Source organism: Streptomyces sp. NBC_00377, from assembly GCF_036075115.1.
GTDB lineage: Bacteria > Actinomycetota > Actinomycetes > Streptomycetales > Streptomycetaceae > Streptomyces.
On sequence record NZ_CP107958.1, the window covers coordinates 6,082,253 to 6,094,640 of the forward strand.

General features: G+C 73.5%; 12 protein-coding genes. 9 read left to right on the forward strand and 3 right to left on the reverse strand.

What is annotated here, in order from left to right; genetic code table 11:
* The first annotated feature begins 5 nt into the window (after positions 1-5).
* Positions 6-1,238: a radical SAM family heme chaperone HemW gene (gene hemW, locus OHS71_RS27040; RefSeq protein ID WP_328481922.1), complete on the forward strand. Its 1,233-nt coding sequence runs from the start codon at positions 6-8 to the stop codon at positions 1,236-1,238.
* A gap of 77 nt (positions 1,239-1,315) precedes the next feature.
* Here the strand turns inward: hemW and OHS71_RS27045 are convergent, their stop codons facing one another.
* On the reverse strand, positions 1,316-2,176 hold the full coding sequence (locus tag OHS71_RS27045) for a DUF3097 domain-containing protein (protein ID WP_328481923.1): 861 nt from the start codon (positions 2,174-2,176) through the stop codon (positions 1,316-1,318).
* Positions 2,177-2,207: 31 nt separating this feature from the next.
* A complete protein-coding gene (locus OHS71_RS27050) occupies positions 2,208-2,951 on the reverse strand; it encodes an MBL fold metallo-hydrolase (RefSeq protein ID WP_328481924.1) in 744 nt (247 codons plus the stop codon).
* Positions 2,952-3,111: 160 nt separating this feature from the next.
* Here OHS71_RS27050 and hrcA point away from each other — a divergent pair, with 160 nt between their 5' ends.
* From hrcA to OHS71_RS27075, 5 genes are all read left to right on the forward strand, one after another.
* Positions 3,112-4,128 carry a heat-inducible transcriptional repressor HrcA gene (gene hrcA, locus OHS71_RS27055; protein ID WP_328481925.1) on the forward strand — a complete coding sequence of 339 codons (1,017 nt, stop codon included), beginning with the start codon at positions 3,112-3,114 and terminating at the stop codon, positions 4,126-4,128.
* The gene (gene dnaJ / locus OHS71_RS27060) at positions 4,129-5,265 is read left to right on the forward strand and encodes a molecular chaperone DnaJ (protein ID WP_328481926.1); all 1,137 of its coding nucleotides are present in this window, start codon (positions 4,129-4,131) and stop codon (positions 5,263-5,265) included. It begins immediately after the preceding gene.
* A 201-nt stretch (positions 5,266-5,466) separates the two neighbouring features.
* Positions 5,467-6,597 (forward strand): nitronate monooxygenase, encoded by a 1,131-nt coding sequence (locus tag OHS71_RS27065; protein WP_328481927.1) that lies wholly within the window; start codon positions 5,467-5,469, stop codon positions 6,595-6,597.
* Positions 6,594-7,337 carry a 16S rRNA (uracil(1498)-N(3))-methyltransferase gene (locus OHS71_RS27070; protein WP_328481928.1) on the forward strand — a complete coding sequence of 248 codons (744 nt, stop codon included), beginning with the start codon at positions 6,594-6,596 and terminating at the stop codon, positions 7,335-7,337. Before OHS71_RS27065 ends, OHS71_RS27070 begins: the two co-directional genes overlap by 4 nt.
* Before the next feature lie 30 nt (positions 7,338-7,367).
* Complete coding sequence (locus OHS71_RS27075; protein ID WP_328481929.1) at positions 7,368-7,760, forward strand: VOC family protein; 393 nt, start codon at positions 7,368-7,370, stop codon at positions 7,758-7,760.
* Here OHS71_RS27075 and OHS71_RS27080 read toward each other — a convergent pair.
* Positions 7,702-8,097: a hypothetical protein gene (locus tag OHS71_RS27080; RefSeq protein ID WP_328481930.1), complete on the reverse strand. Its 396-nt coding sequence runs from the start codon at positions 8,095-8,097 to the stop codon at positions 7,702-7,704. The two genes, OHS71_RS27075 and OHS71_RS27080, sit on opposite strands and share 59 nt — an antisense overlap.
* 80 nt (positions 8,098-8,177) lie before the next feature.
* Here OHS71_RS27080 and OHS71_RS27085 point away from each other — a divergent pair, with 80 nt between their 5' ends.
* From OHS71_RS27085 to OHS71_RS27095, 3 genes are all read left to right on the forward strand, one after another.
* Entirely contained in the window at positions 8,178-8,669 is a 492-nt protein-coding gene (locus OHS71_RS27085; RefSeq protein ID WP_328481931.1) for a hypothetical protein, read from the forward strand.
* A 45-nt stretch (positions 8,670-8,714) separates the two neighbouring features.
* The gene (locus tag OHS71_RS27090; RefSeq protein WP_328481932.1) at positions 8,715-11,912 is read left to right on the forward strand and encodes a S41 family peptidase; all 3,198 of its coding nucleotides are present in this window, start codon (positions 8,715-8,717) and stop codon (positions 11,910-11,912) included.
* Between the two features lie 117 nt (positions 11,913-12,029).
* Positions 12,030-12,383, forward strand: a complete 354-nt coding sequence (locus OHS71_RS27095; RefSeq protein WP_328481933.1) for an HIT domain-containing protein — start codon at positions 12,030-12,032, stop codon at positions 12,381-12,383.
* The last annotated feature ends 5 nt before the right edge of the window (positions 12,384-12,388 follow it).

Here is a 12,388-nt window from a genome sequence, read left to right on the forward strand (position 1 = left end):
GCGGTATGCCTTCCGCACTTCCCGACGGCGAGCCGGTCCCCGACGACGGCGCGCTCCCCGCGCACGCGCTCACCGGCGCCGCCGACCGCCCCCTCGGGTTCTATCTGCACGTCCCGTACTGCGCGACCCGCTGCGGGTACTGCGACTTCAACACCTACACGGCGACCGAGCTGCGCGGCACCGGCGGTGTCCTCGCCTCCCGCGAGAACTACGCCGACACCCTGATCGACGAGGTCCGCCTGGCCCGCAAGGTCCTAGGCGACGATCCGCGCGAGGTCCGCACGGTCTTCGTCGGCGGCGGCACGCCGACCCTGCTGCCCGCCGCCGACCTCGTACGGATGCTGGGCGCGATCCGCGACGAGTTCGGTCTCGCGGCGGACGCGGAGGTCACGACGGAGGCGAACCCGGAGTCCGTCGACCCCGCCTATCTGGCCACCCTGCGCCAAGGCGGCTTCAACCGGGTCTCCTTCGGCATGCAGAGCGCCAGGCAGCACGTGCTGAAGGTCCTCGACCGCACGCACACCCCCGGCCGGCCCGAGCGGTGTGTGGCGGAGGCCCGGGCCGCGGGCTTCGACCACGTCAACCTGGACCTGATCTACGGCACCCCTGGCGAGTCGGACGACGACTGGCGGGCCTCGCTGGACGCCGCCCTGGGCGCCCGCCCCGACCATGTCTCGGCGTACGCGCTGATCGTCGAGGAGGGCACGCAGCTCGCCCGCCGGATCCGCCGTGGCGAGGTGCCGATGACCGACGACGACGTCCACGCCGACCGCTACCTGATCGCGGAGGAGACCCTCTCCGCGGCGGGTTACGCGTGGTACGAGGTGTCCAACTGGGCCACCTCCGAGGCCGGCCGCTGTCTGCACAACGAGCTCTACTGGCGCGGCGCCGACTGGTGGGGCGCGGGCCCGGGCGCGCATTCGCACGTGGGCGGGGTGCGCTGGTGGAACGCCAAGCACCCCGGGGCGTACGCGGCGGCGCTCGCCGACGGCCGCTCCCCGGGCGCCGGACGCGAGCTGCTGACGGACGAGGACCGGCGCGTGGAGCGGATCCTGCTGGAGCTGCGGCTGCGGGAGGGCGTACCGCTCGCCCTGCTGCGGCCGGAGGGGCTCGCGTCGTCGCGGCGGGCCCTGGCGGACGGACTGCTCGACAGCGGCCCCTACGACGAGGGGCGCGCGGTGCTCACCCTGCGGGGGCGGCTGCTGGCGGACGCGGTGGTACGGGACCTGGTCGACTGAACCGCGGGGCCCTCGACCGCAGGAACGCGGGCTTCAGGGCAGAGGCTTCAGGGACGGGGGCTCCAGGGCCAGGGGCCTCAGGACACGGTCACGAAGTCGATCAGTTCCTCGACCCGCCCCAGCAGCTCCGGCTCGAGGTCCCGGTAGGAACCCACCCGCTTCAGGATCGCCTGCCAGACCGCCCCGGTGTTCTCCGGCCAGCCCAGCGCCCGGCACACGCCCGTCTTCCAGTCCTGGCCGTGCGGCACCCGCGGCCAGGCCGCGATCCCGACGGACGACGGCTTCACCGCCTCCCAGATGTCGATGTACGGGTGGCCGACGACCAGGGCGTGCTCGCTCGTGACCGCCCGCGCGATGCGCCACTCCTTCGTGCCGGGGACGAGGTGGTCCACCAGGACGCCCAGCTTCGCGTCCGGGCCCGGCGCGAAGTCGGCGACGATCGACGGCAGGTCGTCCACGCCCTCCAGGTACTCCACGACCACGCCCTCGACGCGCAGGTCGTCGCCCCACACCTTCTCGACCAGCTCGGCGTCGTGGCGGCCCTCGACGTAGATGCGGCCGGCGCGGGCGACCCGCGCGCGGGCGCCGGGGACGGCGACCGAACCGGAGGCGGTACGGGTGGGACGTACCGGAGCCGAGGACGTCGGCCGGACGAGCGTCACGACCCGGCCCTCCAGCAGGAAGCCCCGCGGCTCCAGCGGGAACACCCGGTGCTTGCCGAAGCGGTCCTCCAGGGTCACCGTGCCCGCCTCGCAGCGGATCACCGCCCCGCAGAACCCGGTGCCGGGCTCCTCCACCACCAGGCCCGGCTCCGCCGCGACCTCGGGAACGGGCCCGGGCTTCTTCCAGGGAGGGGTCAGGTCGGCGGAGTACGTCCGAGGCCGCGGGCCCGTGGGGCCCCCGTGCGAAGGGCGGTGGTGCGGGACGGGTGGGCGCATTCGGATGACGATAGGAGAAGCCCGGGGGCGATCAGGGCGACACGCCGAAACGGGAGCTCAGCGCGTCCCGCTGGGCCCGCACGAAGGCCGCGTCGACCACCGCCCCGTGACCGGGCACGTACAGCGCGTCCTCACCGCCGAGAGCGAGCAGGCGGTCGAGGGCGGCGGGCCAGTGGGACGGTACGGCGTCGGGCCCCGCCTGCGGCTCGCCGGACTCCTCGACCAGGTCGCCGCAGAACACCGTCTCGGGCGTGCCGGGCGCTCCGGGGCCGCCGGGCGTGCCGGGGACCAGGACCACCAGGTCGTGGGCGGTGTGGCCGGGTCCGACGTTCGCCAGCAGGACCTGCCGGCCTCCGCCCAGATCGAGGGTCCACTCGCCGGAGACGAGGTGCCGGGGCCGGACGAGCGTGTCCGCCGCTTCCGTCGCCGCCGTCTCGTCGAGCCCGTTGCGCACCGCGTCCGCCCGCAGCTCCTCGGCCCGCACGGTGTCCACGCCCACCGCGCCGAAGACCTCCGCGCCCGCGAAGGCCGCCGCCCCGAACACGTGGTCGAAATGGGGGTGGGTGAGCGCGAGATGGGTCACACGGCAGCCGGTCAGTTCCTCGGCCTCCCCCCGCAGCCGCGCCCCCTCCGCCAGGCTCGATCCGGCGTCGATCATCAGCACCGCGCCCGCCCCGACGACCAGCCCCGCCGTGCAGTCCCAGCCCGGCAGCCGCACCCGTCCCACCCCGGCCGCGACCCGCTCCCACCCGAGCTCTTCCCAAGTCACCGTCATACCGCGACGCTAGCCCCACGACGCTGCGCAGGGGCCGACCTTGCCCCGGGTGTACCCCACAGCCGTACACTGGGCCGGGGAACGCTGGCACTCGGATGTGAAGAGTGCCAGGCGAGGCGCCCGGGGGACCGGGACCGACTGCACTGGAGGTGTGTGCGCGATGCTGAGTGAACGCAGGCTCCAGGTGCTGCGCGCCATCGTCCAGGACTACGTCGGTACCGAGGAACCCGTGGGGTCGAAGGCGCTCACCGAGCGTCACAGCCTCGGTGTCTCCCCGGCGACGGTCCGCAACGACATGGCCGCCCTGGAGGACGAGGGGTACATCGCCCAGCCGCACACCAGTGCCGGGCGGATCCCCACCGACAAGGGCTACCGGCTGTTCGTCGACAAGCTGGCCGGCGTCAAACCGATGACCGGTCCCGAGCGGCGGGCCATCCAGAACTTCCTCGACGGCGCCGTCGACCTCGACGACGTGGTGGCCCGTACCGTACGGCTGCTCGCGCAGCTCACCCGGCAGGTCGCCGTCGTGCAGTACCCGTCCCTGACCCGTTCGACCGTGCGGCACGTGGAGCTTCTCTCGCTCGCCCCCGCGCGCCTGATGCTCGTGCTGATCACGGACACCGGGCGGGTCGAGCAGCGGATGGTGGACTGCCCGGCACCCTTCGGGGAGGCCTCGCTGGCGGATCTGCGCGCGCGGCTCAACAGCCGGGTCGCGGGCCGCCGGTTCGCGGACGTGCCGCATCTGGTGGAAGATCTGCCGGACGCCTTCGAGGCCGAGGACCGAGGCACGGTCACGACGGTGCTCTCCACCCTGCTGGAGACGCTCGTCGAGGAGAACGAGGAGCGGCTGATGATCGGCGGTACCGCCAATCTCACCCGCTTCGGACATGACTTTCCCCTCACCATCCGGCCCGTCCTGGAGGCACTGGAGGAGCAGGTCGTGCTCCTCAAACTCCTCGGCGAGGCGGGGGATTCGGGCATGACCGTACGCATCGGTCACGAGAACGCCTATGAGGGACTCAACTCCACTTCCGTGGTGTCGGTCGGCTACGGTTCGGGCGGCGAAGCACTCGCCAAGCTGGGCGTGGTCGGACCGACCCGCATGGATTACCCGGGAACGATGGGAGCGGTACGAGCGGTGGCACGGTACGTCGGACAGATCCTGGCGGAGTCGTAAGTGGCCACGGACTACTACGCCGTTCTCGGCGTGCGCCGTGATGCGTCGCAGGAAGAGATCAAGAAGGCCTTCCGGCGGCTCGCACGCGAGCTGCACCCGGACGTCAACCCCGATCCGAAGACCCAGGAGCGGTTCAAGGAGATCAACGCCGCTTACGAGGTGTTGTCGGATCCGCAGAAGAAGCAGGTCTACGACCTCGGCGGCGACCCGCTGTCGCAGTCGGGCGGCGCCGGTGCGGGCGGCTTCGGAGCCGGTGGCTTCGGCAACTTCTCCGACATCATGGACGCGTTCTTCGGCACGGCGTCGCAGCGCGGCCCGCGCTCGCGCACCCGGCGCGGCCAGGACGCGATGATCCGGCTGGAGATCGACCTCGAGGAGGCGGCCTTCGGCACGACCAAGGACCTCCAGGTCGACACGGCGATCGTCTGCTCCACGTGCAGCGGCGAGGGCGCCGCCCCCGGCACCACGGCCCAGACGTGTGACATGTGCCGCGGCCGCGGCGAGGTGTCGCAGGTGACGCGGTCCTTCCTGGGGCAGGTCATGACCTCGCGGCCGTGCCCGCAGTGCCAGGGCTTCGGCACCGTGGTGCCCACCCCGTGCCCGGAGTGCGCGGGCGACGGACGGGTGCGCTCGCGTCGCACACTGACCGTGAAGATCCCGGCCGGTGTCGACAACGGCACCCGGATCCAGCTCGCGGGCGAGGGCGAGGTCGGCCCCGGCGGCGGCCCCGCCGGCGACCTGTACGTCGAGATCCACGAGCTGCCGCACAACATGTTCCAGCGGCGCGGCGACGATCTGCACTGCACGGTGACGCTGCCGATGACCGCGGCCGCCCTCGGCACCAAGGTGCCGCTGGAGACCCTCGACGGGCTGGAAGAGGTCGACATCCGGCCCGGCACCCAGTCCGGCCAGTCGATCCCGCTGCACGGCCGGGGCGTCACGCATCTGCGGGGCGGGGGGCGTGGCGACCTCATCGTGCATGTCGAGGTCCAGACGCCGAGCAAACTCGATCCCGAGCAGGAGCGGGTGCTGCGGGAGCTGGCCAAGCTGCGCGGCGAGGAGCGGCCCACCGGGCAGTTCCAGCCCGGGCAGCAGGGGCTGTTCTCCCGGCTGAAGGACGCGTTCAACGGGCGGTGACGGTGGATGCGCGGGGGCCTTTTCGTCCCCGCCGCCCTGTCCCCCTCCCGTCCCGGGGGCCGCGTCACGCGACCCTCGTTCCGGCCCCGGAAGGGCCTTGTCCGCAAGCGCCGGGCAGGCCGGCAGCGTCGGCACAGGACACCCGGCGCCAAGGGGAAGGGTCGATTCGGACTTGTTCGGAGGACGTGACAACATGCCGTCATGTCCTCCGCACTGACCGATCTCTTCCCGCATCCGATCGTGCAGGCCCCCATGGCGGGCGGTGTCTCCCTCCCGCGGCTGGCGGCCGCCGTGTGCGAGGCCGGCGGGCTCGGGTTCCTGGCCGCCGGGTACAAGACGGCCGACGGTCTGTACCAGGAGATCAAGCAGCTGCGGAGCCTCACCGGCCGCCCCTTCGGCGTGAACCTCTTCATGCCGCAGCCGGAGCACTCCGGCGCGGGCGCCGGCTCCACCGGAGCGGCCGCCGCCCTCCCCGCCGCCGGTGCCGTCGAGGTCTACGCCCACCAGCTGGCCGGGGAGGCCGCCTGGTACGAGACCGAACTCGGCGACCCCGACAGTGGCCGTGACGACGGTTACGACGCCAAGCTCGCGGTGCTGCTCGACAACCCGGTGCCGGTGGTGTCGTTCCACTTCGGCGTCCCGAGCGGCGAGGTGCTGGACTCCCTGCGGCGCGCGGGAACGTTCACCCTGGTCACGGCGACCACCACCGAGGAGGCCCTCGCGGTGCAGCGGGCCGGCGCGGACGCGGTGATCGTGCAGGGCGTGGAGGCCGGCGGGCACCAGGGCACCCACCGGGACAACCCCGAGGCCGACGGCTCCGGGATCGGACTGCTCGCGCTGATCGCCCAGGTCCGCGAGTCCGTGAACCTGCCGGTCGTCGCCACGGGCGGGCTGATGCGCGGCAGCCAGATCGCCGCGGTCCTCGCGGCCGGTGCGAGCGCGGCCCAGCTGGGGACCGCGTTCCTCGCCGCGGCCGAGTCCGGCGCGCACGCCGTGCACAAGCAGGCGCTGACCAACCCCCTCTTCGTGCGCACCGAACTGACCCGCGCTTTCTCCGGCCGCCCCGCCCGCGGCCTGGTCAACCGGTTCCTGCGCGAGCACGGCCCGTACGCGCCCGCCGCGTACCCGGAGGTCCACCACCTGACGGCGCCGCTGCGCAAGGCGGCAGCCCAGGCGGGCGACGCGCAGGGCATGGCGCTCTGGGCGGGACAGGGCCACCGGCTGGCCCGCGAGCTGCCGGCCGGCCGGCTGGTGGAGGTCCTGGTGTCCGAACTCGCCGCGGCGCGGACAGCGTTGTCAGAGTTCCCGGCTGGTTCCGGCGGCCTCTCGTGACCGCGCCCGTCTTCGTCGTCGACGCACTCCCGGCCTCCTCCACCTGCGTGCTCGACGGGCCCGAGGGCCGGCACGCCGTCTCCGTGAAGCGGCTGCGGGCCGGCGAGGAGGTCGTCCTCACCGACGGCGCCGGACGCTGGGCCCGGGGTGAGGTCGTCGCCGCCGAGGGCAAGGACCGGCTGGTGGTGAGCCTGGGAGAGGTGACCGAGGAGCCTGCCGAGTCGCCCCGGATCACCGTCGTCCAGGCACTGCCCAAGGGCGACCGCGGCGAACTGGCCGTCGAGACGATGACCGAGACCGGCGTCGACGCGATCGTGCCGTGGGCCGCCTCGCGCTGCATCACCCAGTGGAAGGGCGAGCGCGGCGCGAAGGCGCTCGCCAAGTGGCGGGCCACCGCCCGCGAGGCCGGCAAGCAGTCCCGCCGGGTACGCTTCCCCGAGATCGCCGACGCCTCGACGTCCCGGCAGGTGGCGGCGCTGCTCGCGCGCGCCGACTTCGCCGCCGTCCTGCACGAGGACCGCGACTACGGCAGCGCGCCCCTCGCCACCGCCGAACTCCCGGCCCGGGGTGAGATCGTGCTCGTCGTGGGACCCGAAGGGGGCGTCTCCCCGGACGAGTTGGCGCTCTTCGAGGAAGCGGGCGCGAAGGCGTACCGGCTCGGACGGAGCGTCCTGCGCACCTCGACCGCCGGTACGGCGGCCGTGTCCCTGATCCTGGGCAGGACCGGCCGCTGGTCCTGACCCCGTCGGCCCGCCCTCTTGGAGGACATTGTGGAATTCGCCCAGATAAGGCTGCTGGTCACGGACTTCGCCGCCTGCTACCGCTTCTACGCCGACGTCCTCGGGCTCAAGCCGCAGTCGGGGGCGGAGCAGGGACCGTACGAGAAGTTCTCCGCCGCGACCGGCTCCACCGGGATCGCCATCCAGGACCGCGCGATGATGACGCGGGTGCTCGGCGAACTGGGCGACACGGCGAACGGCCACCGCTCCCTGGTGGCCCTGCGCGTCGACGACCTGGACGCCACCTGTGCACGGATCACCGCCCGCGGCGCCACCCTGATCCACGGCCCCGCCCCGATGACCGACCGGATGCGCGTCGCGCACCTCAAGGACCCGGAGGGCAATCTGGTGGAACTTCAGGAGTGGCTGCTGCTGCTCGGCTGAGCGCGACGGCGGTGAACAGCTCCCAGCCGTCCAACTCCCCGTCCAGGGGGAGCAGTCCCCGCCTGTCGGCCTCGTCCACGAAGGCGCGCACCACACCGGGCAGGTGGAGGTTGAGGTGATGGTCGCGGTCGCCGACGCCGCCGCTGTGCCCGTATCCGCTGCTGCCCGAGTAACGCCCCTCCCCCTCCCGGAACACGATGCGGGTGCGCATGCCGCCCCGGTGCAGGGTGAGGATCTCCCGGCACGGCCCGCCGTCCCCGTGCCGGTGGCGCACCGTCCACCCGTAGGTGGTCGACTCGTCGACGACGAGGGTTCTGCGGCGGCGTGCGTCTCCCATGCCTCCCACGGTAGAGCTCACGCGGAATGTGACCGCAAACGGGCTACCGCGCCGCCCGCCCGAGTGGCACGCTGCCGTGCATGGGGGCATTGAGGCGTTGGTGGCTTCTCCCGGGGGTGGCCGTCGCGGCGATCGGCATCGTGGCGTGCGAGCCCGGCGGGTTGAGCACCATGTCCGTGGCGTACACCACCGACTCGGCCGCGACGGCTGAGATGCAGCGCCGGGACGTGAACGTGCGCTGGCTGACCTGCACGGCCCAGTACAAGGACCAGCAGAAGGCGGGCGCGGTCGCCTCCGTGGACTGCCGGGGGAAGACCGGCGACGGGCGGGACATCACGGTCGAGGGCCAGGTCGCGCGGGCGGTCGACGGGGCCTGTGTCCGGGGGGATCTCACCGCCGTGGTCGGCAGGAAGCAGTTGTTCCGGGTGAGCGGGCTGGGTGATTGCAGGTCCGCGACACCGTCGCCGGTCGCCCCGTCCGGATCCGCCCGGCCCGGCGCCCGGCCGACGGTCACCGTGACGGTCACCGTCACCGAGACCGTGGGCGGCGGCGGGGGCGGTGCAGGGAAGTGAGGGAAACCCCTGACCTGCGGTGCCGCCGATGCATACAGTGATCCGGTGACACAGCCCGCGACGCCTGCCGCGTACCTCCGATACCCCCATCTGCACGGCGAGTCGGTGACCTTCACCGCCGAGGACGACGTGTGGCTGGCTCCCCTCGACGGCGGCCGCGCCTGGCGTGTCAGCGCCGACAACGTGCCCGTCACCCTGCCGCGCATCTCGCCCGACGGCACCACCGTCGCCTGGACCTCCACCCGGGACGGCGCCCCCGAGGTGCACATCGCCCCCGTCGACGGTGGGCCGTCGACCCGGCTGACGTACTGGGGCAACGGGCAGACCCGGGTGCGCGGCTGGACCCCGGACGGCCAGGTCCTCGCCGTCAGCACCCACGACCAGGCGACCCTGCGCCGCAGTTGGGCCCGCGCCGTCCCCGTGGACGGCGGACCCGCGACGACCCTGCCGTACGGGCCGGTCGGCACGGTCGCCCACGGCCCGCACACCGTCGTGCTGTCCGCGCCGATGGGCCGTGAGGCGGCGCACTGGAAGCGCTACCGGGGCGGCACGGCAGGCAAGTTGTGGATCGACCGCGAGGGCGACGGCGAGTTCGTCCGGCTGCACGAGGACCTGGACGGCAACCTCGAGTACCCGGTGTGGGCGGGGGAGCGTCTCGCCTTCCTGTCCGACCACGAGGGCACCGGGGCCCTGTACTCCTCCCTCGCCGACGGGTCCGACCTGCGCAGGCACACCCCGCTCGAAGGCTTCTACGCCCGGCACGCCGCCGGTGACGGCACCCGGATCGTGTACATGTCCGCCGGCGAGCTGTGGCTGCTCGACGACCTCGACGGGGCCGAACCGCGCCGACTCGACGTCCGCCTCGGCGGACAGCGCACCGACCGCCGCCCCTACCCCGTGGCCGCCTCCCGGTGGCTGGGCGCGGCGGCGCCCGACCACACCGCGCGCGGCAGCGCCGTCGAGGTACGCGGAGCCGTGCACTGGGTGACCCACCGCGGCGGACCCGCCCGCGCGCTCGCCGCCGAACCCGGCGTCCGGGCCCGGCTGCCGCGCACCTTCCGCACGGAGGGCGAGGAGTGGGTCGTGTGGGTGACGGACGCGGAGGGGGAGGACGCCCTGGAGTTCGCCCCGGCCACCGGCCAGGCCCTCGGCGCCACCCCGCGCCGGCTCGCCGGCGGACGGCTCGGACGGGTCCTGGAGCTCGCCATGGCGCCCGACGGCAGCCGGGCCGCCGTCGCCGCGCACGACGGACGGCTGCTCCTCGTCGAGCGGGAGACCGGCGAGGTCCGCGAGGTCGACAGCAGCGGCGACGGCGAGGTGTCCGACCTGGTCTTCTCGCCCGACTCGGCGTGGCTGGCCTGGTCGCACCCCGGGCCGCGCCCGCTCAGCCAGCTCAGGCTCGCCAACGTCACCGACCTGTCGGTCACCGACGCGACCCCGCTGCGCTTCCGGGACTACGCGCCCGCCTTCACCCTCGACGGCAAGCACCTCGCGTTCCTCTCCACGCGCGCCTTCGACCCGGTCTACGACGAGCACGTCTTCGACCTCTCCTTCGTGGCCGGCGCCCGCCCGCACCTGATCACCCTGGCGGCGACGACTCCGTCCCCCTTCGGCCCGCAGCGGCACGGCAAGCCCTTCGAGGCCCCCGACAAGGACGAGACGCCCGACAGCGAGGGCACCCCGACCACCCGTATCGACCTCGAAGGCCTCGCCGACCGGATAGTCCCCTTCCCGGTGGAGGCCGGCCGGTACTCCGGCCTCGCGGCGGCGAAGGACGGCGTGCTGTGGCTGCGGCACCCCGTGCGCGGAGTCCTCGGCGCCTCCCGTGCCACCCCGGACGACCCCGATCCGCACACCGAACTGGAGCGCTACGACCTCGCCCAGCAGCGCCTGGAGCACCTCGCCGCCGACGCCGACGGCTACGAGGTCAGCGGCGACGGCAAGCGGCTGCTGCTGTGGACCGACGGCAAACTCAAGGTCGTACCCAGCGACCGGCGCGCCTCCGGCGACGAGGACAGCGACGGCAACATCACCGTCGACCTCGGCCGGATCCGCCGCAGCGTCGACCCGGCCGCCGAGTGGCGGCAGATGTACGACGAGACCGGCCGGATCATGCGGGACAACTTCTGGCGGCCCGACCTCGGCGGGGTCGACTGGGACGGCGTCCTCGACCGCTACCGGCCCGTGCTGGAGCGGGTCGCGACCCACGACGACCTCGTCGACCTGCTGTGGGAGGTGCACGGCGAACTCGGCACCTCCCACGCCTACGTCTCACCGCGCGGCGGTCGCGGCGGCGCCCGGCAGGGGCTGCTGGGCGCGGACATCTCCCGTCACGCCGACGGCAGTTGGCGCATCGACCGGATCCTGCCCTCGGAGACCTCCGACCCCGACGCCCGCTCCCCGCTCGCCGCACCCGGAGTCGCGGTGCGCGCCGGTGACGCGATCGTCGCCGTCGGCGGGCAGCAGGTGGACGCGGTCACCGGTCCCGGCCCGCTGCTCGTCGGCACCGCGGGCAGGGTCGTGGAGCTGACGATCTCGCCGTCCGGCGGGGGCGAACCGCGGCACGCCGTCGTCGTCCCCGTCGCGGACGAGGAGGCCCTGCGCTACCACGCGTGGGTGTCGGACCGGCGGGCCTACGTGCACGAGGCGTCCGGCGGCCGCCTGGGGTATCTGCACGTGCCCGACATGCAGGCGCCCGGCTGGGCCCAGATCCACCGTGACCTGCGGGTGGAGGTCGCCCGGGAGGGACTGGTCGTGGACGTCCGGGAGAACCGGGGCGGGCACACCTCCCAACTGGTCGTCGAGAAGCTCGCCCGGCGCATCGTCGGCTGGGACCTGCCGCGCGGAATGCGGGCGTCCAGCTATCCGGAGGACGCGCCCCGGGGGCCCGTCGTCGCCGTCGCCAACGAGTTCTCCGGGTCCGACGGCGACATCGTGAACGCGGCGATCAAGGCGCTCGGGATCGGACCGGTGGTCGGCACGCGCACGTGGGGCGGGACGATCGGGATCGACAGCCGCTACCGGCTGGTCGACGGGACGCTCGTCACCCAGCCCAAGTACGCCTTCTGGCTGGAGGGGTACGAGTGGGGTGTCGAGAACCACGGTGTCGATCCCGACGTCGAGGTCGTCACCCGGCCCCAGGACTACGCGGCCGGGCGGGACGTCCAGTTGGACGAGGCGGTGTCGCTGGCGCTGGCCGCGCTGGAGGAGACCCCGGCGAAGGTACCGCCCGTCCTGCCCTGACCGGGCCGGATCCCCACCGGAGGGCTCCCGGCCCGGCATGGTGGAAGGTGGACCGTGCCGTCGCCGCCCCCCGGTTACGATGCCCCGCAGGAGATCACCAGCCAGAAGGAGAACCGCATGGCAGGGGAAGCACAGGACGACTGTCTGTTCTGCAAGATCGTCGCGGGGGCCGTCCCGGCGACGATCGTGCGGGAGACCGAGACGACCATCGCCTTCCGGGACATCAACCCCCAGGCGCCCACCCACGTCCTGGTGATCCCGAAGGCGCACTACCGGGACGCCGCCGCCCTCGCCGCCGAAGCGCCGGAACTCGCGGCCGACGTGCTGCGCGAGACCCGCGAGGTCGCCGAGATCGACAAGCTGGAGAGCTACCGCACCGTCTTCAACACCGGTGCCGGCGCCGGCCAGACCGTCTGGCACGCCCACGCGCACGTCGTCGGCGGCCGCGGGCTGCACTGGCCCCCCGGATAGGCCGG